This window comes from Falsiroseomonas sp. (assembly GCF_041690465.1).
Classification (GTDB): Bacteria; Pseudomonadota; Alphaproteobacteria; order Acetobacterales; family Acetobacteraceae; genus Falsiroseomonas.
Window position 1 is genome coordinate 43,240 of sequence record NZ_JAWLHG010000017.1, and the last position, 24,364, is coordinate 67,603.

At 68.0% G+C, this 24,364-nt stretch carries 20 protein-coding genes and 3 tRNA genes; all 23 read left to right on the top strand.

All coding sequences use genetic code 11. From position 1 onward, the window contains the following. Positions 1 to 135: 135 nt before the first annotated feature. The 23 genes from ACESM1_RS17060 (at position 136) to ACESM1_RS17170 (ending at position 24,357) form a co-directional block, all read left to right on the top strand. Positions 136 to 2,520 carry a 1-deoxy-D-xylulose-5-phosphate synthase N-terminal domain-containing protein gene (locus tag ACESM1_RS17060; protein ID WP_372622050.1) on the top strand — a complete coding sequence of 795 codons (2,385 nt, stop codon included), beginning with the start codon at positions 136 to 138 and terminating at the stop codon, positions 2,518 to 2,520. After that, positions 2,517 to 3,515, top strand: a complete 999-nt coding sequence (locus ACESM1_RS17065) for a class I SAM-dependent methyltransferase (protein ID WP_372622052.1) — start codon at positions 2,517 to 2,519, stop codon at positions 3,513 to 3,515. The genes ACESM1_RS17060 and ACESM1_RS17065 overlap by 4 nt, the downstream gene beginning before the upstream one ends. 57 nt (positions 3,516 to 3,572) lie before the next feature. Continuing rightward, positions 3,573 to 3,653 (top strand) — tRNA-Leu (locus ACESM1_RS17070). Positions 3,654 to 3,844: 191 nt separating this feature from the next. Further along, complete coding sequence (gene tig / locus ACESM1_RS17075; protein WP_372622054.1) at positions 3,845 to 5,185, top strand: trigger factor; 1,341 nt, start codon at positions 3,845 to 3,847, stop codon at positions 5,183 to 5,185. Between the two features lie 194 nt (positions 5,186 to 5,379). Then, positions 5,380 to 6,024, top strand: coding sequence for an ATP-dependent Clp endopeptidase proteolytic subunit ClpP (gene clpP / locus ACESM1_RS17080; RefSeq protein WP_372622055.1), 645 nt, complete (start codon positions 5,380 to 5,382; stop codon positions 6,022 to 6,024). A gap of 205 nt (positions 6,025 to 6,229) precedes the next feature. Next, complete coding sequence (clpX, locus tag ACESM1_RS17085) at positions 6,230 to 7,486, top strand: ATP-dependent Clp protease ATP-binding subunit ClpX (protein ID WP_372622057.1); 1,257 nt, start codon at positions 6,230 to 6,232, stop codon at positions 7,484 to 7,486. Between the two features lie 195 nt (positions 7,487 to 7,681). Continuing rightward, positions 7,682 to 10,108 carry an endopeptidase La gene (lon, locus tag ACESM1_RS17090; protein ID WP_372622059.1) on the top strand — a complete coding sequence of 809 codons (2,427 nt, stop codon included), beginning with the start codon at positions 7,682 to 7,684 and terminating at the stop codon, positions 10,106 to 10,108. A 270-nt stretch (positions 10,109 to 10,378) separates the two neighbouring features. Next, positions 10,379 to 10,651, top strand: a complete 273-nt coding sequence (locus ACESM1_RS17095) for an HU family DNA-binding protein (RefSeq protein WP_372622061.1) — start codon at positions 10,379 to 10,381, stop codon at positions 10,649 to 10,651. A 135-nt stretch (positions 10,652 to 10,786) separates the two neighbouring features. Then, a tRNA-Val gene (locus ACESM1_RS17100) sits at positions 10,787 to 10,858 on the top strand. 201 nt (positions 10,859 to 11,059) lie between these two features. After that, positions 11,060 to 11,136: transfer RNA gene (locus ACESM1_RS17105), tRNA-Asp, on the top strand. Positions 11,137 to 11,399: 263 nt separating this feature from the next. After that, positions 11,400 to 11,768 (top strand): NADH-quinone oxidoreductase subunit A, encoded by a 369-nt coding sequence (locus ACESM1_RS17110; protein ID WP_372622063.1) that lies wholly within the window; start codon positions 11,400 to 11,402, stop codon positions 11,766 to 11,768. 87 nt (positions 11,769 to 11,855) lie between these two features. After that, on the top strand, positions 11,856 to 12,410 hold the full coding sequence (locus ACESM1_RS17115) for a NuoB/complex I 20 kDa subunit family protein (RefSeq protein WP_372622133.1): 555 nt from the start codon (positions 11,856 to 11,858) through the stop codon (positions 12,408 to 12,410). Between the two features lie 4 nt (positions 12,411 to 12,414). Beyond that, the gene (locus ACESM1_RS17120) at positions 12,415 to 13,059 is read left to right on the top strand and encodes an NADH-quinone oxidoreductase subunit C (protein WP_372622065.1); all 645 of its coding nucleotides are present in this window, start codon (positions 12,415 to 12,417) and stop codon (positions 13,057 to 13,059) included. Positions 13,060 to 13,073: 14 nt separating this feature from the next. Then, positions 13,074 to 14,336 (top strand): NADH-quinone oxidoreductase subunit D, encoded by a 1,263-nt coding sequence (locus ACESM1_RS17125; protein WP_372622066.1) that lies wholly within the window; start codon positions 13,074 to 13,076, stop codon positions 14,334 to 14,336. A gap of 125 nt (positions 14,337 to 14,461) precedes the next feature. Then, positions 14,462 to 15,019 carry a complex I 24 kDa subunit family protein gene (locus ACESM1_RS17130; protein WP_372622135.1) on the top strand — a complete coding sequence of 186 codons (558 nt, stop codon included), beginning with the start codon at positions 14,462 to 14,464 and terminating at the stop codon, positions 15,017 to 15,019. 4 nt (positions 15,020 to 15,023) lie between these two features. Continuing rightward, entirely contained in the window at positions 15,024 to 16,328 is a 1,305-nt protein-coding gene (gene nuoF / locus ACESM1_RS17135) for an NADH-quinone oxidoreductase subunit NuoF (RefSeq protein ID WP_372622068.1), read from the top strand. Between the two features lie 6 nt (positions 16,329 to 16,334). Then, positions 16,335 to 18,392, top strand: coding sequence for an NADH-quinone oxidoreductase subunit NuoG (gene nuoG / locus ACESM1_RS17140; protein ID WP_372622070.1), 2,058 nt, complete (start codon positions 16,335 to 16,337; stop codon positions 18,390 to 18,392). Between the two features lie 7 nt (positions 18,393 to 18,399). After that, entirely contained in the window at positions 18,400 to 19,422 is a 1,023-nt protein-coding gene (gene nuoH, locus ACESM1_RS17145; RefSeq protein ID WP_372622071.1) for an NADH-quinone oxidoreductase subunit NuoH, read from the top strand. 3 nt (positions 19,423 to 19,425) lie between these two features. Continuing rightward, positions 19,426 to 19,917 carry an NADH-quinone oxidoreductase subunit NuoI gene (gene nuoI / locus ACESM1_RS17150; protein ID WP_372622073.1) on the top strand — a complete coding sequence of 164 codons (492 nt, stop codon included), beginning with the start codon at positions 19,426 to 19,428 and terminating at the stop codon, positions 19,915 to 19,917. Next, positions 19,914 to 20,618 (top strand): NADH-quinone oxidoreductase subunit J, encoded by a 705-nt coding sequence (locus tag ACESM1_RS17155; protein ID WP_372622075.1) that lies wholly within the window; start codon positions 19,914 to 19,916, stop codon positions 20,616 to 20,618. Before nuoI ends, ACESM1_RS17155 begins: the two co-directional genes overlap by 4 nt. A 1-nt stretch (position 20,619) precedes the next feature. Next, a complete protein-coding gene (gene nuoK, locus ACESM1_RS17160) occupies positions 20,620 to 20,931 on the top strand; it encodes an NADH-quinone oxidoreductase subunit NuoK (protein ID WP_372622077.1) in 312 nt (103 codons plus the stop codon). Positions 20,932 to 20,935: 4 nt separating this feature from the next. Next, positions 20,936 to 22,849: an NADH-quinone oxidoreductase subunit L gene (gene nuoL, locus ACESM1_RS17165; protein ID WP_372622079.1), complete on the top strand. Its 1,914-nt coding sequence runs from the start codon at positions 20,936 to 20,938 to the stop codon at positions 22,847 to 22,849. Further along, a complete protein-coding gene (locus ACESM1_RS17170) occupies positions 22,846 to 24,357 on the top strand; it encodes an NADH-quinone oxidoreductase subunit M (RefSeq protein ID WP_372622081.1) in 1,512 nt (503 codons plus the stop codon). The genes nuoL and ACESM1_RS17170 overlap by 4 nt, the downstream gene beginning before the upstream one ends. Positions 24,358 to 24,364: the final 7 nt, after the last annotated feature.

Sequence of the window (24,364 nt, forward strand, 5' to 3'; positions counted from 1 at the left end):
GCACCGGCGCTGCCGCCCTTGCCGCGTCTCCGCCGCACCGCCCTGGCGCTCGGGTCGAGCCGTGCTGAGCCCCAGCCTTCGCGCCGGCGCCGGGCCGCCCTATCTTCCGTCCGGGCAAGGCAGCGGAGTGGGACGATGACGGTGCAGCAGCCGATCCGGGCAGGCAGGCAGCCCGCCCAGCGCCTCGCCCTGCTCCGCCAGGTGGAGCGCAAGCTGCTCTGGCTCTCGGCCTGGATGATCCATCACGCCAACCATATCCGGCCCAACCGGGACGGGCTGAAGGTGGGCGGGCACCAGGCCTCCTGCGCCTCCTGCATCTCGATCATGGCGGCGCTCTATTTCGAGATCCTGCGCCCGGAGGATCGCGTGGCCGTGAAGCCGCATGCCGGCCCCGTTTTCCACGCCATCAACTACCTGCTCGGCCGGCAATCGCGGGAGAAGCTCGCGACGCTTCGGGCATTCGGCGGCATCCAGCCCTATCCGAGCCGCGTGAAGGACGGGGCGGAGGTGGATTTCTCCACCGGCTCGGTCGGCCTCGGCGTCGCGCTGACCACCTTCGGCTCCCTGGTGCAGGATTACGTCCACCTGCACGGCATGGCGCGGCCGGACGTGCCGAGGGGGCGGCATGTCGCCGTCGTCGGCGATGCCGAGCTCGACGAGGGCAACATCTACGAGGCGCTGCTCGAGGGCTGGAAGCACGATGTGCGAAACGTCTGGTGGGTGGTGGACTACAACCGCCAGAGCCTCGATTCCGTGGTGCCGGACCGGCTGTTCGGGCGGATCGAGGGGCTGTTCCGCGACATGGGGTGGAACGTCGTCACGCTCAAATACGGCCGCAGGCTGCAGGCGGCCTTCGCGAGGCCGGATGGCGAGACGCTGCGCCGCTGGATCGACGACTGCCCCAACAGCCTCTACGCCGCGCTGACCTTCCAGGGGGGCGCGGCCTGGCGCAACGCCGTGCTGGCCGATCTCGGCCGCGTGCCGGGTGTGCGGGCGATCATCGATCCGCTCACCGATGACGAGCTGGCCGAGCTGATGACCAATCTCGGCGGCCACGACATCGAGACGCTGACGGAAGCCTTCCGCGCGCAGGATGCCGAGGGCGACCAGCCGACCTGCTTCATCGCCTACACCATCAAGGGCATGGGCCTGCCCTTCGCCGGCCACAAGGACAACCATGCCGGGCTGATGACGAAGGAGCAGATGGCGGCCTTCAAGGACGCCATGCGCATCCGCGACGGCCATGAATGGGACCAGTTCGAGGGGCTGGAGGCATCCGAGGCCGAGCTGCGCGCCTTCCTCGACGCCAGCCCCTTCGCGCGCCCGGTCGCGCCGGAGGGCCGGCGGCTGTCAACGCCTGTCGTGCCGGTGCCGGCCGTCATCCCGCCGCCGCGCGTGGCGCCCGGGCGCAAGCTCTCCACCCAGGGTGCCTTCGGCGAGATCCTGGCCGAGCTCGGCCGCGGCCATGGCGAGGCACAGGAGCTGGCGCAGCGCATCGTCACCACCAGCCCGGACGTGACGGTCAGCACCAACCTCGGCCCCTGGGTGAACCGGCGCGGCATCTTCGACCGGCACCAGAAGAACGATGTGTTCCGGGACGCCAAGCTCGCCTCCGCGCAGCGCTGGGGCATGGCGCCGGAAGGGCAGCATGTCGAGCTCGGCATTGCCGAGCAGAATTTGTTTCTGCTGCTCTCGGCGCTCGGCCTCTCGCACGATCTCTACGGGGCGCGGCTGCTGCCGGTGGGGACGGTGTACGATCCCTTCGTCAATCGCGGCCTCGATGCGCTGATCTATGCCTGCTACCAGGATGCGCGCTTCCTTCTGGTCTCCACGCCCTCCGGGCTGACGCTGGCGCCGGAGGGCGGGCAGCATCAATCCGTCAACACGCCGCTGCTCGGCATGGCGGCCGACCGCCTCGCCGCCTTCGAGCCGGCGCATGCCGACGAACTCGCGGTGCTAATGCGCTACGCCTTCGCGCACATGCAGAAGCCGGACGGTTCGGCGGTCTGGCTGCGGCTGTCCACCCGGGCCCTGGCGCAGCCTGAACGGCTGCTCGACCCGGCCGGCGTGATCGCCGGCGGCTACTGGGCGGTGCCGCCGGCGGAAGGCGCCCGGATCGCGATCGCCTACCAGGGCCCCGTCGCGCAGGAGGCGGCCGAAGCCTTCGCGCAACTGCGCGAGGAGGAGCCGGGGGCGGGGCTGCTGGCGATCACCTCGCCCGACCGCCTGCACGCCGAATGGCTCGCCGCGCGGCGGGCGCGGCGGCAGGGCAGGGCGGCGCAGCCCTCCACCATCGAGCGCCTGCTCGCCCCGCTGGCGCCTGATGCGGCGCTGGTCGGCCTGCTGGATGGCCACCCTGCGGCACATGCCTGGATCGGCGCGGTGCGCGGGCAGCGTGTGGTGCCGCTCGGCGTGGACCGCTTCGGGCAGGCCGGCGACATCCCGGACCTCTACCGGGAATACGGCCTCGACGTGGACGCCGTGCTGGATGCCTGCGCCGAGGCGCTGCTGCCGGGATGAGCGACCGGCCCCGGCCGCTGGGCTGGTTCGAACGTCGCCCGGAACGCCCGCAGGTCGTCGCCGCCTATCGCTACCTGCTCGGCCGCGAGCCGGAGAGCGAGGCGGTGATCGCCGCCCATCTCGCCGCCGCCTCCACCAACCGCGACCTGCGCAACCGCTTCCTCGCCTCGGCCGAGTGCCGCGCGCAGTTCGACCCGGCGCGCTGGCGGCCGATGGAGCTCGATCTGCCGCCTGCGGATGTCGAGACCGAGGCAGGGGAGGGCGCGTTGCAGGCCCTGCTCGCCCGCACCGGCCGTGCCTGGACCGGGCTGGGCGAGGCGGGGGCGCATTGGTCCGTCGTCACCGACGACCGCTTCCGCCCCGACCGGCTTGCGGAGAACCTGGCGGCCTTCGAGGCGACCGGCGCGGAGGCCTGCCGCGTGGCGCTGGCGATGCTGGCCCGGCACGGCATCGCACCCGCCGCCCTGCCGCATTGCCTTGAGTTCGGTTGCGGGGTCGGGCGGATCACGCTGCCGCTCAGCCGGCACTTCGCGCGCGTCACCGGCTGCGACATCTCCGACCCGCACCTCGGCTTCGCGCGGGAAGCCGCGGAGATCGCCGGCCGCGGCAACATCGCCTGGTGGCATGCGACGCCGGAGGCGCCCCTGCCGGCGCCGCCGTGGGATCTCTGGTTCAGCCAGCTCGTGCTGCAGCACAACCCGCCGCCGGTGAGCCGGGAGGTGCTGCGCAGGGCCTTCGCCGGGCTGGCGCCGGGCGGCGTCGCGCTGTTCCAGCTGCTGACCCATATCCGTGGCTACAGGTTCAGCATGGCCGACTACCTTGCCCGCCCGCCCGCCGCGGGGATGGAGATGCACGCCTTGCCGCAGGTGGAGGTGTTCCGCCTGGCTGCCGAGGCCGGCCTCGCCGTGCTGGAGGTGCGCGAGGACAGCCACCAGGCGACTCGCGAGGCCGGGCGCTATCTCTCCCACAGCTTCGTGCTGCGGCGGCCGGGCTGAGGCCGGGCGGCGGGGGGACTCGACCGGCGGCATGGCTTGTCGCATTTCTTGGCGCGCGCGGGCGTGGTGGAACGGTAGACACGCTGGATTTAGGTTCCAGTGGCGCAAGCCATGGGGGTTCGAGTCCCTCCGCCCGCATGATCCGTTGCCCTCGAGCGGCGGGCGCAGCCTCCGGCCGCTTGCCTTTCGCGCCGTCACGGGTGCCGCTCCTGGCCGGGCAGGATCGGGCTCGCCCCATTGCCCCCTGGGCCGCACGGCGCTAACGGGGCGGGCTTGATCGCGTTGGGCGGTCCCCGCCGTGGGGCCGCGAGAAGGATTCCGGAGTCACCATGCAGGTCACCGAGCTGCCGGCCGAGGGGCTGAAGAGGGCATTCCAGGTTGTCGTGCCCGCGGCGAGCCTCGCCGAACGGCGCGACGCACGCCTGAAGAAGCTCGGAACCGAGCTGCGCCTGCCGGGCTTCCGCCCCGGCAAGGTGCCGCCCGCCGTCGTCAAGGCGCGCTACGGCGCCGCGGTGCAGGGCGAGGTGCTCGAGGAGAGCGTCAACGAGGCCACCCGCCAGGTGATCGCCGATCGCGGCCTGCGCCCCGCCCTGCAGCCGAAGATCGAGCTGGTGAACTACAGCGACGGCGCTGACCTGGAGTACAAGCTCGACCTGGAGCTCCTGCCCGAGATCCCGATGCCGGACTTCGCCGCCATCAGCCTGGAACGCGAGAAGGCGACCCCGGGCGACGAGCAGGTGGACGAGTTCCTCAAGACCATGCGCGAGCGCCTGGCCGGCACCGAGGACGTGGCCGAGGCCCGTCCCGCCGCCAAGGGCGACATCCTGGTCTGCGATTTCGAGGGCCGGCTGAAGAACGAGGACGGCACCCTGGCCGAGCCTTTCCAGGGCGGCACCGCCTCCGAGATGCCGATCGAGGTGGCGGGGACCGGCTTCATCCCGGGCTTCACCGAGCAGCTCGAGGGGATGTCGCCCGGCGAGAAGAAGGATATCGAGGTCGCCTTCCCCGCCGAATACGGCTCCGCCGAGCTGGCCGGCAAGCAGGCGGTCTTCGCGATCACCGCTAAGTCCTTGAAGCACAAGGTCCTGCCGGAGCTCGACGACGAATTCGCCAAGCGCCTCGGCGTGGACGACCTGGCGGCGCTGCGCGCCCGCGTGGTGGAGAACCTGCAGCGCGAATACGACGCGCTGGCGCGGATGAAGGTGAAGCGCGCCCTGCTCGACGCGCTGGCCGAACAGGCCAGCTTCACCGTGCCGGAAGGCATGGTGGAGGCCGAGTTCGCCCAGATCTGGCAGCGCGTCGAGGCCGACCTCAAGGCCGGGCGGCTGGACGAGGACGACAAGGGCAAGGACGAGGACACGCTGAAGGCCGAGTACCGCGGCATCGCCGAACGCCGGATCCGGCTCGGCCTGCTGCTCTCGGAGATCGGGCGGACCAACAACATCCAGGTCACGAACGACGAGCTGGCCGGGGCGATGCGCGCCGAGGCCGGCCGCTATCCCGGCCAGGAGAAGCAGGTGCTCGACTACTTCCGCAGCAACCCCCAGGCTGTGGATGGCCTGCGCGCCCCGATCTTCGAGGAGAAGGTCGTGGACTTCGTGCTGGAACTCGCCAAGGTCAGCGAGAAGCCGGTGGCGCCGAACGAGCTGACCGCCAACGCCGGCGGCTGACGCCCTGCCGGCCCCTCCCGCCCGGCTCCGGCGGCAGCGATCACGTTTCGCTGTGCGTCGGGGGCTTTGCGCGGCGGGTTGGTTCCACCACATTAAGCATGATGCTGCACAATGGCCGTGCGGCCGGGCCGCCCCGCAGGGGGCGCGCCGCCGCCGGCAGGCCTGGGCGCATGCCCGGGGTGAAAGGGATTGTCATGTCTGAGCGCGACCCCGTCGAGGTCTACAACAACACCCTCGTCCCCATGGTCGTCGAGCAGACGGCGCGGGGCGAGCGCGCCTTCGACATCTATTCGCGCCTGCTGAAGGAGCGGATCGTCTTCCTGACCGGCCCGGTGTACGATCAGGTGGGCAGCCTGCTGTGCGCCCAGCTGCTGTTCCTGGAGAGCGAAAACCCCAACAAGGACATCGCCTTCTACATCAACAGCCCGGGCGGCGTGGTCTCCGCCGGTCTCGCGATCTACGACACCATGCAATACATCCGGTCGCCGATTTCCACCGTCTGCATGGGCATGGCGGCCTCCATGGGCTCGCTGCTGCTGACGGCGGGCGAAAAGGGGAAGCGCTTCGCGCTGCCGAACAGCCGGATCATGGTGCACCAGCCCTCCGGCGGCGCCCAGGGCCAGGCGACGGACATCGAGATCCAGGCGCGCGAGATCCTGAAGCTGCGCCAGCGGCTGAACGAGATCTACGTGCACCACACCGGCCAGCCGATCGAGGCCATCCAGTCGAAACTCGAGCGCGACACCTATATGTCCGCCGAGGAAGCGCGCGATTTCGGCCTGATCGACCAGGTGGTCGCACAGCGCCCGGTGCCGCCCGCGGAGGCGGCGAAGAGCTGAGCGGGGCCCTTCGGGGCGGGGGCGACCCCGTCCGGCCCTGTCCCGTCCCTGCCACGTTCCGTTGCCGGGGCGGGCCGGGGCGCGGTTCTGCTTTCCCCGGGGACAGCCGGGGGCTATGGTTCTGTTTGGCCGATCTCCTGGCAGGGAGTCGGGCGAAAGTTGACGCCGACCCCTTCGCATGGAGGGGGAGGCTCCTGGAGCGCGCATGAGCAAGTCCGGCGACTCGAAGAACACCCTGTATTGCTCGTTCTGCGGCAAGTCGCAGCACGAGGTCCGGAAGCTCATTGCCGGGCCGACCGTGTTCATCTGCGACGAATGCGTCGAGCTCTGCATGGATATCATCCGCGAGGAGCACAAGACGCACCTCGTGAAGTCCCGCGATGGAGTCCCGACCCCGCGCGAGATCTGCAAGGTGCTGGATGACTACGTGATCGGCCAGGACCACGCCAAGAAGGTGCTCTCGGTCGCCGTTCACAATCATTACAAGCGCCTGGCCAGCAGCGCGAAGTCCGGCGACATCGAGATCGCGAAGAGCAACATCATGCTCATCGGCCCGACCGGTTCGGGCAAGACGCTGCTCGCCCAGACCCTGGCGCGCATCCTCGACGTGCCCTTCACCATGGCGGATGCGACCACGCTGACCGAGGCCGGCTATGTCGGCGAGGATGTCGAGAACATCATCCTCAAGCTGCTGCAATCCGCCGACTACAACGTGGAGCGGGCGCAGCGCGGCATCGTCTACATCGATGAAGTGGACAAGATCAGCCGCAAGTCCGACAACCCCTCGATCACCCGCGACGTCAGCGGGGAGGGCGTGCAGCAGGCGCTGCTGAAGATCATGGAAGGCACCGTGGCCTCCGTGCCGCCGCAGGGCGGGCGCAAGCACCCGCAGCAGGAATTCCTGCAGGTGGACACGACCAATATCCTGTTCATCTGCGGCGGCGCCTTCGCGGGCCTGGAGAAGATCATCGGCGCGCGCGGCAAGGGCTCGGGGATGGGCTTCGGGGCGGAGGTCCGCGCACCGGATGACCGCCGGACCGGCGCCATCCTGCGCGAGGTGGAGCCCGAGGACCTGCTGAAGTTCGGGCTCATCCCCGAGTTCATCGGCCGCCTGCCGGTGGTCGCGACGCTCGAGGACCTCGACGAGAAGGCGCTGATCGAGATCCTGACCAAGCCGAAAAACGCCCTGGTCAAGCAGTACCAGCGCCTGTTCGAGATGGAGGGGGCGAAGCTCACCTTCACCGAGGACGCGCTGAAGTCGGTCGCCACCCGCGCGATCCAGCGCCGCACCGGCGCCCGCGGCCTGCGCTCCATCATGGAGAGCATCCTGCTCGGCACGATGTTCGACCTGCCGGGGCTGGAGGACGTGGAGGAGGTGGTGGTGAACCGCGAGGTCGCGGAAAGCCGGGCCAGCCCGCTCTTCATCTACGGCGAGCGCAAGGCGGAGCAGTCCGCCGGCTGAGCCGCATGGTTCAAGGCCCCCCACCCCTCCCTGCGACGCCGACCGGCCATGCGCCGGTCAGGTTCTTGCGGCGGTGGGGGGCGGGGGCCATCTGCATGACAATCCCGTGGTGCCGGGGCCGTGCCGAAAGAGGCGGAGGGCCATCGTTGGCCCCTCCGTGGGCGTCCCCGCACCGATCGTCCGAGCGAGGTCCAGATGGCGGATAATGCGCCTGAAGTGAAGGTTCCAGTCGGCCGTGGCGAGCTCCTGCCGGTGCTCCCGCTGCGCGACATCGTGGTTTTCCCCCACATGATCGTCCCGCTTTTCGTCGGGCGCGAGAAGTCCGTGCGTGCCCTGGAAGCGGTGATGCGCGACGACAAGCAGATCCTGCTCGTCGCGCAGAAGAATGCCGCGCAGGACGACCCTGGCGTCGACGACCTGTATGAGGTCGGTACGGTGTCCACCGTGCTGCAGTTGCTGAAGCTGCCGGACGGCACCGTTAAGGTGCTGGTCGAGGGCGGCAAGCGCGCGAAGATCGCTGCCTACAAGTCCACGGACCCCTATTTCGAGGCCTTCGCCGCCCCGATGGAGGAGGAGAAGGCGTCCGAGGGGCGTGAGCAGGAGGCGCTGGCGCGCAGCGTCGTCACGCAGTTCGAGAGCTACATCAAGCTCAACAAGAAGATCGCGCCGGAGGTGCTGGTCTCGATCAACCAGATCGACGATCCGTCCAAGCTGGCCGATACGGTGGCGAGCCACCTCAACCTCAAGATCTCCGAGAAGCAGGAACTGCTGGAGACCGCCGGCATTGCCCCGCGGCTGGAGCGCGTCTTCGCCCATATGGAAGGCGAGATCGGCGTGCTGCAGGTGGAGAAGCGCATCCGCAACCGCGTCAAGCGGCAGATGGAGAAGACCCAGCGCGAGTACTACCTGAACGAGCAGCTCAAGGCGATCCAGAAGGAGTTGGGCGAAGGCGAGGACGGCAAGGACGAGGCTGCGGAGCTCGAGGCCAAGATCAAGGCCACCAAGCTGTCGAAGGAAGCGCGCGAGAAGGCAATGGCGGAGCTGAAGAAGCTCAAGTCCATGTCGCCGATGAGCGCCGAGGCGACGGTGGTGCGCAACTACCTTGACTGGATCCTTTCCATCCCCTGGAAGAAGCGCACGCGCGTCCGCAACGACATCGTCGCGGCCGAGCAGGTGCTCGACGCCGACCATTACGGGCTGGAGAAGGTCAAGGAGCGGATCATCGAATACCTGGCGGTGCAGTCGCGCAGCCAGAAGATCCGCGGCCCCATCCTGTGCCTGGTCGGCCCGCCCGGCGTCGGCAAGACCTCGCTCGGCAAGTCCATCGCCAAGGCGACGGGGCGGAACTTCGTGCGCATGTCGCTCGGCGGTGTGCGGGACGAGGCGGAGGTGCGCGGCCACCGGCGGACCTATATCGGCTCGATGCCCGGCAAGGTCGTGCAGGGCATGAAGAAGGCGAAGTCCTCCAACCCGCTGTTCCTGCTGGACGAGATCGACAAGCTCGGCGCCGACTGGCGGGGCGACCCCTCGGCCGCGCTGCTGGAGGTGCTCGACCCCGAGCAGAACAGCACCTTCAACGACCACTACCTGGAGGTGGATTACGACCTCTCGGACGTGATGTTCATCACGACGGCGAACAGCCTGCGCATGCCGCAGCCGCTGCTCGACCGCATGGAGATCATCCGCATCCCCGGCTACACCGAGGATGAGAAGGTCGAGATCGCCAAGCGCCACCTGCTGCCCAAGGTCAACGAGGCCAACGGGCTGAAGAAGGGCGAGTGGACGATCAGCGACGAGGCGATCCGCGACATGGTGCGCTACCACACGCGGGAAGCGGGCGTGCGCAACCTGGAGCGCGAGCTTGCCGGCATCGCCCGCAAGGCGGTGCGCGAGATCGTCGCCAAGAAGGCCAAGAAGGTGGCAGTCACCGTCAAGAACCTCGAGAAGTTCGCCGGCGTGCGGAAATTCCGCTACGGCGAGGCCGAGGCGGAGGACATGGTGGGCGTCGTCACCGGCCTGGCCTGGACCGAGGTGGGCGGCGAGATCCTGACCATCGAGAGCGTCATGGTGCCCGGCAAGGGCAACGTGAAGCAGACCGGCAAGCTTGGTGACGTCATGCAGGAGAGCGTCAGCGCGGCGATGAGCTATGTCCGCTCGCGTGCGACGACCTTCGGCATCAAGCCGACCCTGTTCGAGAAGCGCGACGTCCACCTGCACGTGCCGGAGGGCGCCACGCCGAAGGACGGCCCGAGCGCGGGCATCGCGATGGCGACCTCGATCGTCTCGGTGCTCACCGGCATTCCGGTGCGGCGGGATGTCGCCATGACGGGCGAGATCACGCTGCGGGGCCGCGTGCTGCCAATCGGCGGCCTCAAGGAGAAGCTGCTGGCGGCGCTGCGCACCGGCACCACCACGGTCTTCATCCCGAAGGACAACGAGAAAGACCTGGCCGACATCCCGGACAACGTGAAGAAGGTCCTCACCATCATCCCGGTCAGCCATGTGGATGAGGTGATCGGCAAGGCGCTGGTGCGGAAGCCGGAGCCGATCACCTGGGAAGAGCCGCCCGAGGCGCCGCCGGCGGCCGCGGGTGGCGACGGGGCCGCTGTCCGCCCGCACTGACGCGGAGCGTGATGTTCGGGAAGGGCGTCCGCCTTGCGGCGGGCGCCCTTTTCCGTTGTGACGGCTGGTTTCCGGCACCGAGGGTGCCGGGGTCACCCCAGCCGCAGGCGGGGGGCCTGTCTTCGTCGTCCCGAGCGGCCTGCAAGGGGCGGCCCTTCCCCGCGAATCGGGGTGGGGCGCACGTTGACGCGACCGAAACGGCGCGCCTAGAGTCGCCGTGAAAAGGGGCCGGGTCGTCTGCCTGTTTCTGCGGGGAAGCTGGGGGGTGGGATGAACAAGCAGGATCTCGTTGCCGTCGTCGCCGAGGCGGGCGATCTGCCGAAGGCGAAGGCGGGCGATGTGCTCGACGCGCTGTTCGAGGCGATTCAGACGGCGCTGAAGACGCAGCAGGAGGTCCGCGTGGTCGGCTTCGGCACCTTCTCGACGTCGAAGCGCAAGGCCGGCAAGGGTCGCAATCCACGCACCGGCGAGGAGATCACGATCCCGGCCAGCACCACGGTTCGGTTCAAGGCCGGCAAGGGCCTGAAGGATGCCGTGAGCTGAGTTTCGCCTGCCGGCATTGGGTCGGAGGGACGTGCATAGGCGGCCGATCCTGCGGAGGATCGGCCCCTTTTGCATGTGGCGCTGAAAGCTGGCCTCTTGGCGTGCAAGACAGGTCGGCGTAGGGCAGGGGTGCGGGGGCGCTTAGCTCAGCGGTAGAGCGCCTGTCTTACACACAGGATGTCGGCGGTTCGAATCCGTCAGCGCCCATTCCTTCTGCGGGAAAGCCGCGGAAGAACCCCCTGGACGGGGCCGGATCCCGAGGGCGTTCGGCGGAGCGGCCTGCGCGACGCTGCCGCGCAGTGCGGCTGACCAGCGGTGAAACTGTCCTTCGTCCCGCCACGAAATGCCGCACCCCGCCGCTTGACACCTCCGCCCTCCCCCCGTATTTCCCGCCGCCTGTCGCGCTATGCGGGTGTAGCTCAGTTGGTTAGAGCGCCGGCCTGTCACGCCGGAGGTCGCGGGTTCGAGCCCCGTCACTCGCGCCACGCCGCGCATCTCCCCATTGAAACCGTTAATTCGTTCGGGCTGGACGTTCCGGCTTTGGCTGCACATCTCGCGAGTTGTGATTCATCGCCGCCTGCCCCTATGGCGGAGCGCGCGGGGCGCGGCTAATGTCCGGCCACGCTGCGGTGCGGCATCGGCGGGGCCCTGCGGGACAACACGCGGGAGGCCCGCCTTTGGCGCGGCGCTGCGTCACCGCGGGACGCAAGATCCCGGGTCTGGTTCGGCAAGGCGAAAGCACAGGCACATGACCCAGCCGCTGCTGGCGGAGTATTTTCCGATCCTCGTTTTCCTCGGGATCGCCGCGGCCATCGCCAGTGCGATGGTGGGCGGCGCGATGTTGGCTGCGCACCAGAAGCCGAACCCGGAGAAGCTCTCGGCCTATGAGTGCGGCTTCGAGCCGTTCGACGACACGCGCCGGCGCTTCGACGTGCGATTCTACCTGGTGGCGATCCTCTTCATCATCTTCGACCTGGAGGTCGCATTCCTGTTCCCCTGGGCGGTCAGCCTGGGCGAGATCGGCTGGTTCGGCTTCCTCTCGATGATGGGCTTCCTCGGCGTACTGACCGTGGGCTTCATCTACGAATGGCGGAAGGGCGCGCTGGACTGGGAATGACGTCGAAGGGCGCTGCCTGAACCTCGGGCGCGGCGGGCGCCGGGAGAGAATGCAATGAGTGCTACCAATTCCGAAGCGGTCGCGCCGATGGGCGCGCGGGACGAAATGCTCTGGAACCGGGAGGCGTTGCCCCCCGGCCCGGCGCAGGACGCGGTGATCAAGGGCATCACCGGCGAGATGGAGGAGAAGGGCTTCGTCGTCGCCAACCTGGACAAGGTGGTGAACTGGGCGCGCACGGGCAGCCTCTGGCCGATGACCTTCGGGCTGGCCTGCTGCGCCGTGCCGATGATCCACGCCTACATGGCGCGCTACGACCTCGACCGGTTCGGCATCATCCCGCGCGGCTCGCCGCGGCAGAGCGACGTGATGATCGTCGCCGGCACGCTGACCAACAAGATGGCGCCTGCGCTGCGCAAGGTCTACGACCAGATGAGCGAGCCGCGCTGGGTGATCAGCATGGGCAGCTGCGCCAATGGCGGCGGCTACTATCACTACAGCTATTCGGTGGTGCGCGGCTGCGACCGGATCGTGCCGGTGGATGTCTATGTGCCGGGCTGCCCGCCCACGGCGGAGGCGCTGGTGTACGGGATCCTGCAGTTGCAGAAGAAGATCCGCCGGACGGGGACCATCCTCCGTGGCTGAGCGGATGAGCCTCGCGGACCTCGGTGCCGCCATCGCCACCGCCGCCGGCCCTGCGGTGGAGGAAGCCTATGTCGAGCGCGGGCAGGAGCTGGTGCTGCGGGCGACGCGCGCCGGGCTGCTGCCGCTGATGACGCTGCTGCGCGACGACCCGCGGCTGGCCTTCGAGCAGCTGGTGGACCTCTGCGGCGTGGACTACCCCGAAGCCGCCGAGCGCTTCCAGGTGGTCTACAACCTGCTCAGCCTGACGCATAACCGGCGCATCCGCGTGATCGTCACGACCGACGAGGCGACACCGGTGCCGAGCGTCAGCGGCATCTGGCCGACCGCCACCTGGTTCGAGCGCGAGGCCTGGGACATGTACGGCATCGTCTTCGAGGGCCTGTCCGACCTGCGTCGCCTGCTCACCGATTACGGCTTCGAGGGCCACCCGCTGCGCAAGGACTTCCCGCTGACCGGCTATGTCGAGGTGCGGTACGACGAGACGCGCAAGCAGGTGGTGTATGAGCCGGTCGCGCTGACGCAGGATTTCCGCAACTTCGATTTCCTCTCGCCCTGGGAAGCGATGACCACGCTTCCGGGCGACGAGAAGGTGCACCTCACCCGTGCCGAGCGCGGGCAGATAGAAGATTCCTCTGGGGGTCCGCGATGAGCGGCAGTTCTTCCATGGCGTCCGAGGCGGGGCCGCTGGCGGCTTCCGCCGATCCCGCCGCCTTCGCCTCCGCCACCGGAGACGGCCTGCAGCGCCGGACGATCGAGGTGGATTCGCACACCATCAATTTCGGCCCGCAGCACCCGGCGGCGCATGGCGTGCTGCGCCTCATCCTGGAGATGAAGGGCGAGGTGGTGGAGCGCGCCGACCCGCATATCGGCCTGCTGCATCGCGGCACCGAGAAGCTGATGGAGTACAAGACGTATCTCCAGGCGATGCCCTACATGGACCGCCTGGACTACGTCTCGCCGATGTGCATGGAGCACAGCTTCGTTTTGGCGACCGAGCGGCTGCTCGGCATCGAGGCCGAGGTGCCGGATCGCGCCCGCTGGATCCGCACGATGTTCGCGGAGATCACGCGAATCGCGAACCACCTGCTGAACATCACCACCTATGCGCTCGATGTCGGCGCCATCACGCCTTCCCTCTGGGGCTTCGAGCAGCGCGAGCCGCTGCTGGAATTCTACGAGGCGGTCGGCGGCAGCCACTACCACGTCAACTACTTCCGAGCCGGCGGTGTCTCGCGCGACCTCCCCGCGGGGCTTGAGGACCGGATTGCCGCCTGGTGCAGGCAATTCCCGAGATTCCTCGACGACCTCGAAGGGCTGCTGAGCCAGAACCGCATCTTCAAGCAGCGCACCGTGGATATCGGCGTGATGACCGCGGAGCAGGCGATGGCCTGGGGGTTCTCCGGCCCCTGCCTGCGCGCATCGGGCTGCGCATGGGACCTGCGCAAGTCGCAGCCCTATGACATGTACGACCGTGTCGAGTTCGACGTGCCGGTCGGGGTGCATGGCGACTGCTACGACCGTTATCTGGTGCGCATGCAGGAGATGCGTCAGAGCCTGCGCATCGTCGAGCAATGCCTGGCGCAGATGAAGCCCGGCCCGATCAAGATCCAGGACAACAAGATCGTCCCGCCCTCGCGCGCCGACATGAAGCGCTCGATGGAAAGTCTGATCCATCACTTCAAGCTCTATACCGAGGGCTACCACGTGCCGGCGGGCGCGACCTACACCGTGACCGAGGCGCCGAAGGGCGAGTTCGGAGTGTACATGGTGGCCGACGGCACCAACCGGCCGTACCGCGTGAAGATCCGCGCGCCCGGCTTCGCGCATCTGCAGGCGATGGAGGTGCTGTCCAAGGGGCACATGCTGGCGGATGCGGTCGCCATCATCGGCAGCCTCGACATCGTCTTCGGGGAGATCGACCGGTGAGCGAGGACATCCGCAAGGACGGCGCGCAGTCGCTCGGCGGCGGCTGGGGGGCCACGCATGCGGCCGACCGGGAGCACCCGGAACAGCCGACGCATTTCGAGTTCGACGCAGAGAGCAACGCGCAGATCGACAAGATCGTCGCGCGCTATCCCGCGGGCAAGCAGGCCAGCGCGGTGATCCCGCTGCTCTATGTCGCGCAGAAGCAGATGGGGCGGCAGACCGGCAGCGCCTGGGTGCCGCGCGTGGCGATGGACGTGATCGGCGCACGGCTCGGCATGCCGCCGATCCGCGTCTATGAGGTCGCGACCTTCTACTTCATGTTCAACACGCGCCCTATCGGCCGTTTTCACCTGCAGGTCTGCGGCACAACGCCCTGCATGCTTCGTGGCAGCGATGACGTGCTGCGGGCCTGCAAGGATGCCGGGCACGTGAAGGGCTATGGCCACACCTCGCCGGACGGGCTGTTCACGCTGACCGAGGTGGAATGCCTCGGCGCCTGCGTGAACGCGCCGGTGCTGCAGGTGGACGACGACTACTACGAGGACCTCGATTACGACCGCACGGTCGCGCTGATTGAGGCGCTGAAGCGCGGTGAGCGGCCGCAGCCGGGCAGCACCATCGGCCGCCAGACCAGCGCGCCGGAAGGTGGCCCGCTGACGTTGCTCGACGTGGCGGGGGAATAGGCCGATGGCACTCTCCGACAAGGACAGGATCTTCACCAACCTGTACGGCGTGCAGGATTGGCGCCTGCCCGCGGCGCAGCGGCGCGGCAACTGGGATGGGACCAAGGGCATCCTGGAGAAGGGCCGCGACTGGATCATCGAGGAGATGAAGCAGTCCGGCCTGCGCGGCCGGGGTGGCGCGGGCTTCCCGACCGGGATGAAATGGTCCTTCATGCCGAAGCAGGCGAGCGAGCGGCCGCATTACCTCGTGGTCAACGCCGACGAGTCCGAGCCCGGGACCTGCAAGGATCGCGACATCATCCGGCACGATCCGCACACGCTGATCGAGGGCTGCCTCATCGCCGGCTTCGCGATGGGCGCGCATGCCGGCTACATCTACATCCGCGGCGAATACTACAACGAGAGCGTCGTGCTGGAGGCCGCCATCCAGGAGGCCTACGATGCCGGCCTGCTCGGGAAGAATGCCGCAGGCAGCGGCTGGGATTTCGACCTCTACGTCCATCGCGGGGCAGGGGCCTATATCTGCGGCGAAGAGACGGCGCTGATCGAAAGCCTCGAGGGCAAGAAAGGCATGCCGCGGCTGAAGCCGCCATTCCCCGCCGCCGTCGGGCTCTACGGCGCGCCGACCACGGTGAACAACGTCGAGACCATTGCCGTGGTGCCGACCATCCTCCGCCGCGGTGCGGCCTGGTTCGCCGGCTTCGGGCGGCCGAAGAACTCCGGCACCAAGATCTTCTGCCTGCAGGGGCACGTGAACAAGCCATGCAACGTGGAAGAGGAGATGAGCATCCCGCTGCGGGAACTCATCGAGCGCCACGCCGGCGGCGTGCGCGGCGGCTGGGACAATCTGCTCTGCGTGATCCCCGGCGGGAGCTCCACGCCGCTGATCCCGAAGAGCGTGTGCGACGACGTGCTGATGGATTTCGATGCGCTGCGCGAGCACAAGACCGGGCTCGGCACCGCGGGCGTGATCGTGATGGACAAGTCCACCGATATCGTCCGCGCCATCGCGCGGCTGTCGAAGTTCTACAAGCATGAGAGCTGCGGCCAGTGCACGCCCTGCCGTGAAGGCATGGGTTGGGTCAGCCGCATGATGGAACGCATGGTCGAAGGCCGCGCCGAGATCGAGGAGATCGACCTGCTCGAGGAAGTCACCCGCCGCATCGAGGGCCACACCATCTGCGCGCTCGCCGATGGCGGCGTCTGGCCGGTGCAGGGCCTGATCCGGCATTTCCGCCCGGTGATGGAGGAGCGCATCGCCGAGTACAAGCGGCGCGTCGCGCGGCCTCTCCCGATGGCGGCGGAGTAGCGCGCCATGGCGAAGATCATCGTGGACGGCATCGAGGTCGAAGTCCCGAACGGGGCGACGGTGCTGCAGGCCTGCGAGGCCGCAGGCAAGGAGATCCCGCGCTTCTGCTACCACGAGCGGCTGAGCGTCGCCGGCAATTGCCGCATGTGCCTGGTCGAGGTCGAGAAGGCGCCGAAGCCCATCGCCTCCTGCGCCTATCCCGTTGCGGACGGCATGGTGGTGAAGACCGACAGCCCGATGGTGCGCAATGCGCGCCGTGGCGTCATGGAGTTCCTGCTGATAAACCACCCGCTCGACTGCCCGATCTGCGACCAGGGCGGCGAGTGCGACCTGCAGGACCAGGCCGTGGCCTACGGGATGGACCACAGCCGCTATCGCGAGCCAAAGCGGGTGGTGAAGGACAAGTATGTCGGCCCGCTGATCAAGACGATCATGACGCGCTGCATCCAGTGCACGCGCTGCATCCGCTTCGCGAGCGAGGTCGCCGGCGTGCCGGAACTCGGCGCAACGGGCCGCGGCGAGGCGATGGAGGTCGGCACCTATGTCGAGAAGGCGCTGACGACCGAGCTCTCCGGCAATTTGATCGACATCTGCCCGGTCGGCGCGCTGACCAGCCGGCCCTATGCCTTCGTCTCGCGGCCCTGGGAGCTGCGCAAGACCGACAGCATCGATGTCCAGGATGCGACGGGCACCAACATCCGCATCGACAATCGTGGGCCCGAGGTGCTGCGCATCCTGCCGCGTATCAATGACGACGTGAACGAGGAGTGGATGGCCGACCGCGGCCGCTTCTCGTTCGACGGGCTGAAGCGCAAGCGGCTGGACCGGCCCTGGGTGAAGGTTGACGGCAGGCTGAAGCCGGCGAGCTGGGGCGAGGCGTTCCGCGTCATCGCGACGAAGCTGCGCGGTCTGCCGGCGGAGCGCATCGGCGCGGTGGCGGGCGACCTGGTGGAGGCGGAGAGCACCTTTGCGCTGAAGGCGCTGATGAGTGCGATCGGTTCCCAGAACCTTGATTGCCGGCAGGATGGTGCGGCGATCGATGCGACGCGGCGCGACTTCTACCTGTTCAACACGACCATCGCCGGCATCGACCAGGCCGATGCGCTGCTGATCGTCGGCAGCGATCCGCGCAAGGAAGCGCCGGTGATCAATGCGCGCATCCGCAAGCGCTGGGTGTTGGGCAAGTTCCCCATCGGACGCATTGGGCCGGCGGGCGTGGACCTGACCTATCCGCACCAGCATCTCGGCGACGGGCCGGAGGTGCTGCGTGCGCTGCTCGATGGTTCGCATCCCTTCATGGAGACGCTGAAGGCAGCGAAGAACCCGATGGTGATCGTAGGACGCGGCGCGCTGGCGCGGCGCGACGGGCTCGCGGTGCTCGCGGCGGCGTGGCAGGTGGCGGCGGCGGCGAATGCGCTGCGGCCGGACTGGCATGGAATCAATCTTCTGCACCTGTTCGGCGGGCAGGTCGGGGCGCTGGAACTCGGTTTCCTGCCGGGTCCGCAGGGGAAGACGCTCGGTGCGATGCTGGGCGGCGGCGTGGATGCGATGTGGCTGCTCGGCGCGGACGGCTTCGACCCGTCGCTGATCCCGGCGGAGACGTTCGTGATCTACCAGGGCCATCATGGCGACCGCGCCGCGGGCCGCGCCGACGTGATCCTGCCCGGCGCCGCCTACACCGAGAAGGACGGTACCTACGTCAACACCGAAGGCCGCGTGCAGCGCGCCTGGCTCTCGGTGCACGCGCCGGGGGATGCGCGCGAGGACTGGCGCATCATCCGCGCGGCGGGCGAGACGATGGGCCTGCGCCTGCCCTTCGACGACCTGGCGCAGCTTCGCGCCGCGATGACTCAGGCGGCGCCGGTGCTGGCGCAGCCGTTCGAGCGGCGTGGTTGCGAGGACGCGGCTGGTCCGGCGGGCGACCCGGCACAGATGTCGGACGCGCCCTTCGCGCTGCCGATCGCCCAGTACCACCTGGCCGACGCGATCGCGCGTGCCTCGGACGTGATGGCGGAATGCGCGCGCACCTATGGCGGACAGCCGACCCTGCAGGCGGCGGAGTGAGCTGACGATGGAAGGCTTCCTCGCCACCCCGGTCGGGGTCCTGGCACTCACTGTCGCGCAGGCGATGGCGCTGCTGGTGCCGCTGCTGATCGGCGTCGCCTATCTCACCTGGGCGGAGCGCAAGGTGCTGGCGGCGATGCAGCTGCGGAAGGGGCCGAATGTGGTCGGTCCCTTCGGCCTGCTGCAGCCCTTCGCCGACGCCATCAAGATGCTGATGAAGGAGACGATCATCCCCGCCGGCGCATCGCGTGCGCTTTTCATCATGGCGCCGATGATCACCTTCATGCTGGCCATGCTGGCCTGGGCGGTGATCCCGGTGAACGATGGCTGGGCGATCGCCGACATCAACGTGGGCATCCTCTACCTCTTCGCGATCTCCTCGCTCGGCGTCTACGGCGTCATCATCGCGGGCTGGGCGTCAAACTCGAAGTATGCCTTCCTCGGCGCGCTGCGCAGCGCGGCGCAGATGGTGAGCTACGAGGTCAGCATGGGCTTCGTGATCGTCACCGTGCTGCTCTGCGTGGGTTCGCTGAACCTGACGGAGATCGTGCGGGCGCAGGCGAACATGTGGTTCGTCATCCCGCTCTTCCCGATGTTCGTGATCTTCTTCATCAGCACGCTGGCGGAGACCAACCGCGCGCCCTTCGACCTGCCGGAGGGCGAGAGCGAGCTGGTGGCCGGCTTCTTCGTGGAATACAGCAGCATGTCCTTCGCGCTGTTCTTCCTCGGCGAATACGCGAACATGATCCTGATGTCGGCGCTGACGACGATCCTGTTCCTCGGCGGCTGGCTGCCGCCCGTGGACATCGCGCCGTTCAACTGGATCCCCGGGCCGCTGTGGTTCATCTTCAAGATCTGCTTCTGCCTGTTCGTCTTCATCTGGGTGCGCGCCACCTTCCCGCGCTACCGCTACGACCAGCTCATGCGGCTGGGGTGGAAGGTGTTCCTGCCGTTCAGCCTCGTCTGGCTGGTGATCACGGCCGCAGCGCTCAAGCTGTTCGGCTGGCTGCCGGTGGCGGGGGGAGTCTGACATATGGCCATCACGCTCGACCGCGTGGCGCGCAGCTTCCTGCTGGCAGAGCTCGTCTCCGGCATGGCGCTGACGCTGCGCTACTTCTTCAAGCCCAAGGCGACGATCAACTATCCGCATGAGAAGGCGCCGCTCAGCCCTCGCTTCAAGGGCGAGCATGGGCTGCGCCGATACCCGAACGGGGAGGAGCGCTGCATCGCCTGCAAGCTCTGCGAGGCGATCTGCCCCGCGCTCGCCATCACCATCGAGGCCGAGCCGCGCGAGGACGGATCCCGTCGCACCACGCGCTACGACATCGACATGACGAAGTGCATCTACTGCGGCATGTGCGAGGAAGCCTGCCCGGTGGACGCGATCGTTGAGGGGCCGAACCTCGAATTCGCCACCGAGACGCGCGAGGAGCTGATCTACAACAAGGAACGCCTGCTGGATAACGGCGACCGCTGGGAAGCGGTGCTGGCCAAGCGGCTCGAGCTGGACGCACCCTACCGATGATCGCTGCCGCCGCCTTCTATCTCTTCGCCGCGGTGCTGATCGCGAGCGCGGTGATGGTCGTGACCAGCCGCAACCCCGTGCACAGCGTGCTGTTCCTGATCCTCGCCTTCTTCAATGCCGCCGCGCTGTTCCTGATCGCGGGCGCCGAGTTCCTGGCGATGATCCTGGTCATCGTCTATGTCGGCGCGGTCGCGGTGCTGTTCCTCTTCGTCGTGATGATGCTCGACGTGGATTTCTCGGCGCTGCGCCAGGGCTTCCAGCGCTACGCGCCGGTCGGCGGCGTCGTGGGCGCGATCCTGCTGCTGGAACTGCTGCTGGTGTTCGGCACCTGGCAGTTCGCCTCCGATGCGGCGGGCTTCCGCCTGAACCCGACGCCGGCCGGCGTGGACAACACGCGTGCGCTCGGGCGGATCCTCTACACGGACTACGTCTGGCTGTTCCAGCTCTCCGGCCTGATCCTGCTGGTGGCGATGATCGGCGCCATCGTGCTGACGCTGCGCGGCAAGCCCACCTCGAAGCGGCAGGATATCGGGCGCCAGGTCGCGCGCGCGGGAAGCGTCAACCTGCGCCAGCCGGCGCTCGGCGCCGGACTGGGCGAGATCGGCGTCGAGCGGCCGCCGGTGGAGCCGCCGCCGGGCGCCAAGCCGAAGCAGGTCGAACACGCCGGCGCCCACGGCTCCAACGGGGGGGGGCACCACTGAGATGCTGGCCGTCGGCCTCGCGCACTACCTCACGGTCAGTGCCATCCTGTTCACGCTGGGCGTGCTCGGCATCTTCCTGAACCGGAAGAACGTCATCGTCATCCTGATGTCCGTGGAGCTGATCCTTCTCTCGGTCAGCCTCAACCTGGTCGCCTTCTCCTCCGCGCTTGGCGATCTGACAGGCCAGGTCTTCGCGATGCTGATCCTGACCGTCGCTGCCGCCGAGGCGGCGATCGGGCTCGCCATCGTGGTCATCTACTTCCGCAACCGCGGCACGATCGAGGTGGAGGACGTCTCCACCCTGAAGGGCTAGGTCGATGTACGTCGGCGCCGTCTTCTTCCCCCTGCTGGGCGCCTGCCTGGCGGGGTTCCTGGGCCGCTGGCTCGGCGACAAGGCCTCGCAGTGGGTCACCGTCGCCTGCATGGCCATGGCCGCGGTCTTCGGCATCGGAGCGTTCATCGAGGTCGCGCTGAATGGTGCCTCGGGCGTCGTGCCGATCGTCACATTCATCGACGTCGGCAGCTTCGAGGTGGCCTGGGCGCTACGCTACGACACGCTCTCCGTGGTGATGGTGGCGATGGTCACCTTCATCTCCACGCTGATCCACCTCTACTCCGTGGGCTACATGTCGCACGATGCGACGATCCCGCGCTTCTTCGCCTATCTCTCGCTGTTCACCTTCATGATGCTGATGCTGGTGACGGCCGACAACCTCGTGCAGCTGTTCTTCGGCTGGGAGGGCGTGGGCCTCGCGAGCTACCTGCTGATCGGCTACTGGTACGAGAAGGAGAGCGCGAACGCCGCGGCGATGAAGGCCTTCATCGTCAACCGCGTCGGCGACCTGTTCTTCATGCTCGGCCTGGCGCTGACCTTCTGGACCTTCCAGTCGGTGGAGTTCGCGACGATCTTCGCCGGCGTCGAGGCGGCACGGCAGATCACCTTCCTGGGAATGCCGGCGCTGGAAGTGATCGGCGTGCTGCTGTTCCTCGGCGCCTGCGGCAAGTCGGCGCAGCTCGGCCTGCACACCTGGCTGCCGGACGCGATGGAGGGGCCGACGCCGGTTTCCGCGCTGATCCATGCCGCGACGATGGTGACCGCGGGCGTCTTCCTGATGGCGCGGATGTCGCCGGTGATGGAATACGCGCCGGTTGCGCTCTCGATCGTCGCCATCGTCGGTGCCAGCACGGCCTTTGTCGCGGCGACCATCGGCTGCGTGCAGAACGACATCAAGCGGATCATCGCCTACTCCACCATGTCGCAGCTCGGCTACATGTTCTTCGCCATCGGCGTGGGCGTGTACCAGGCGGGGATCTTCCACCTTTTCACGCACGCCTTCTTCAAGGCCCTGCTGTTCCTCGGCGCCGGAAGCGTGATCCACGCGATGTCGGACGAGCAGGATATCCGAAGGATGGGCGGCATCTGGCGGAAGATCCCGATCACCTACGCCGTGATGTGGATCGGCAGCCTGGCGCTGGCGGGCGTGCCCTTCTTCGCCGGCTACTATTCGAAGGACATCGTGCTGGAGGTTGCCTATGCGGCGCATAGCGGGCCCGGCATGTATGCCTTCGTGCTCGGCCTGCTGGCCGCCTTCATGACCGCCTTCTATTCCTGGCGGCTGTTGATCCTGACCTTCCACGGCGCGCCGCGGGCCGACCACCACACCATGGAGCATGTGCACGAAAGCCCGGCGGTGATGCTGATCCCGCTACTAGTGCTGGCGGCCGGCGCGGTGGTGACGGGCTACCTGTTCTACCCGCTCTTCGTCGGCGAGCTGCAGGAGAGCTTCTGGCGCGGGGCGATCCACACCGCCGCCCACAACGAAGTGCTGCACCATGCACATGACGTACCGGCCTGGGTGCCGCTGGCGCCGACGGTGGTGGGCGTGGCGGGTATCGTGCTCGCCTACCTGCTCTACATGGTGGCGCCGGGCATCCCGGGGCGCCTCGCTGCGCGCTTCCAGGGGCTGTACCGCTTCCTGCTCAACAAGTGGTATTTCGACGAGCTGTATGACGCCATCTTCGTCCAGCCGGCGCGCCACCTGGCGCGCGCCTTCTGGAAGACCGGCGATGCGCGGCTGATCGACGGGGTGCCGAACGGCGCCGCGGCGCTGGCGGTGCAGGCGGCCCGCGGCGCGGTGCGTATCCAGACCGGACGGGTCGCGAACTACGCCTTCGCGATGATCATCGGCCTCGTCCTCTTCGTCTCCATCCTGCTCTACGGTGCCCGATGAACGCCGCCGGTTTCCCGATCCTCTCGCTGGTCACCTTCCTGCCGCTGGCGGGCGCCTTCATCATCCTGATGGTGCGCGGCGAGGAGGAGGTGGTGGCGCGCAACGCGCGCTGGACCGCGCTGTGGACCAGCCTGATCACGCTGGCGCTCTCGCTCATCCTCTGGGCGCGGTTCGACCAGTCGAGCGCCGAGTTCCAGTTCGTCGAGCGCGCAACCTGGCTGCCGGAGTATGGCGTTGCCTACCACATGGGCGTGGACGGCATCTCGGTGCTGTTCGTGCTGCTGTCCACGCTGCTCACCCCGCTCTGCATCCTGGCCTCGTGGGAGAGCGTGCAGACGCGGGTGCGCGAGTACATGGTCGCCTTCCTGGTGCTGGAAAGCATGATGGTCGGCATGTTCTGCGCGCTCGACTTCGTGGTGTTCTACATCTTCTTCGAGGCGGTGCTGATCCCGATGTTCCTCATCATCGGGGTGTGGGGCGGCGCGCGACGGGTCTATGCCGCCTTCAAGTTCTTCCTCTACACGCTGGCGGGCAGCCTGCTGATGCTGCTGGCGATCCTGGCGGTCTGGTACCACGTCGGCACCACCGACATCCCGACACTGATGACGACCGCCTTCCCGCCGGCGATGCAGTTCTGGCTTTTCCTCGCCTTCCTGGTCTCCTTCGCGGTGAAGGTGCCGATGTGGCCAGTGCACACCTGGCTGCCTGACGCGCATGTGGAGGCGCCGACGGCGGGCTCCGTCATCCTGGCGGGCGTGCTGCTGAAGATGGGCGCCTACGGGTTCCTGCGCTTCTCGCTGCCGATGCTGCCGATCGCCTCGGCGGAGTTCGCGCCGCTGATCTTCGCGCTCTCGGTCGTCGCCGTCGTCTATACCTCGCTGGTGGCGCTGGCGCAGGAGGACATGAAGAAGCTGATCGCCTACTCCTCGGTGGCGCATATGGGCATCGTCACGCTCGGCATCTTCACCTTCACGCAGCAGGGGCTCTCGGGCGCGCTGTTCACCATGCTGGCGCATGGCGTGGTTTCCGGCGCGCTGTTCCTCTGCGTGGGCGTGCTCTACGACCGCGTGCACAGCCGGGAGATCGCGCGATACGGCGGCATCGCGAAGGTCATGCCCGCCTACGCGCTGGTCCTCATGCTGTTCACCATGGCCTCCGTCGCGCTGCCCGGCACCGCCAACTTCCCGGGAGAGCTGCTGGTGATCGTCGGGGCCTTCAAGGTGAACCCCTGGGTGGCGCTGGGTGCGGCGACCGGCATGATCCTCGGCGCGGCGTACATGCTCTACCTCTACCGCCGCGTCGCCTTCGGGAAGATCACCCGCGACGACCTGCGTTCGCTGCTCGATCTCAGCCCGCGCGAATACGCCACCTTCGCGCCGCTGATCCTGCTGACGCTGTGGATGGGGGTGTATCCCTCGTCCTTCCTGAACTTCTTCGAGGCGAGCGTGGCGAACCTCGTGGCGCGGCATGAGGCCGCGCTCGGTGCCGCACGCCTGGCCGGGATGTGACGCCATG

Bases quoted from the DNA above. Each gene is read 5' to 3' on its own strand.
- tig (WP_372622054.1), top strand. From the start codon at position 3,845: ATGCAGGTCACCGAGCTGCCGGCCGAGGGGCTGAAGAGGGCATTCCAG.
- nuoK (WP_372622077.1), top strand. From the start codon at position 20,620: ATGCTGGCCGTCGGCCTCGCGCACTACCTCACGGTCAGTGCCATCCTG.
- nuoI (WP_372622073.1), top strand. From the start codon at position 19,426: ATGGCCATCACGCTCGACCGCGTGGCGCGCAGCTTCCTGCTGGCAGAG.
- ACESM1_RS17110 (WP_372622063.1), top strand. From the start codon at position 11,400: ATGACCCAGCCGCTGCTGGCGGAGTATTTTCCGATCCTCGTTTTCCTC.
- lon (WP_372622059.1), top strand. From the start codon at position 7,682: ATGGCGGATAATGCGCCTGAAGTGAAGGTTCCAGTCGGCCGTGGCGAG.
- clpX (WP_372622057.1), top strand. From the start codon at position 6,230: ATGAGCAAGTCCGGCGACTCGAAGAACACCCTGTATTGCTCGTTCTGC.
- nuoL (WP_372622079.1), top strand. From the start codon at position 20,936: ATGTACGTCGGCGCCGTCTTCTTCCCCCTGCTGGGCGCCTGCCTGGCG.
- nuoF (WP_372622068.1), top strand. From the start codon at position 15,024: ATGGCACTCTCCGACAAGGACAGGATCTTCACCAACCTGTACGGCGTG.
- clpP (WP_372622055.1), top strand. From the start codon at position 5,380: ATGTCTGAGCGCGACCCCGTCGAGGTCTACAACAACACCCTCGTCCCC.
- ACESM1_RS17155 (WP_372622075.1), top strand. From the start codon at position 19,914: ATGATCGCTGCCGCCGCCTTCTATCTCTTCGCCGCGGTGCTGATCGCG.
- ACESM1_RS17115 (WP_372622133.1), top strand. From the start codon at position 11,856: ATGGGCGCGCGGGACGAAATGCTCTGGAACCGGGAGGCGTTGCCCCCC.
- ACESM1_RS17170 (WP_372622081.1), top strand. From the start codon at position 22,846: ATGAACGCCGCCGGTTTCCCGATCCTCTCGCTGGTCACCTTCCTGCCG.
- ACESM1_RS17065 (WP_372622052.1), top strand. From the start codon at position 2,517: ATGAGCGACCGGCCCCGGCCGCTGGGCTGGTTCGAACGTCGCCCGGAA.
- ACESM1_RS17095 (WP_372622061.1), top strand. From the start codon at position 10,379: ATGAACAAGCAGGATCTCGTTGCCGTCGTCGCCGAGGCGGGCGATCTG.
- nuoG (WP_372622070.1), top strand. From the start codon at position 16,335: ATGGCGAAGATCATCGTGGACGGCATCGAGGTCGAAGTCCCGAACGGG.
- nuoH (WP_372622071.1), top strand. From the start codon at position 18,400: ATGGAAGGCTTCCTCGCCACCCCGGTCGGGGTCCTGGCACTCACTGTC.
- ACESM1_RS17120 (WP_372622065.1), top strand. From the start codon at position 12,415: ATGAGCCTCGCGGACCTCGGTGCCGCCATCGCCACCGCCGCCGGCCCT.
- ACESM1_RS17060 (WP_372622050.1), top strand. From the start codon at position 136: ATGACGGTGCAGCAGCCGATCCGGGCAGGCAGGCAGCCCGCCCAGCGC.
- ACESM1_RS17125 (WP_372622066.1), top strand. From the start codon at position 13,074: ATGGCGTCCGAGGCGGGGCCGCTGGCGGCTTCCGCCGATCCCGCCGCC.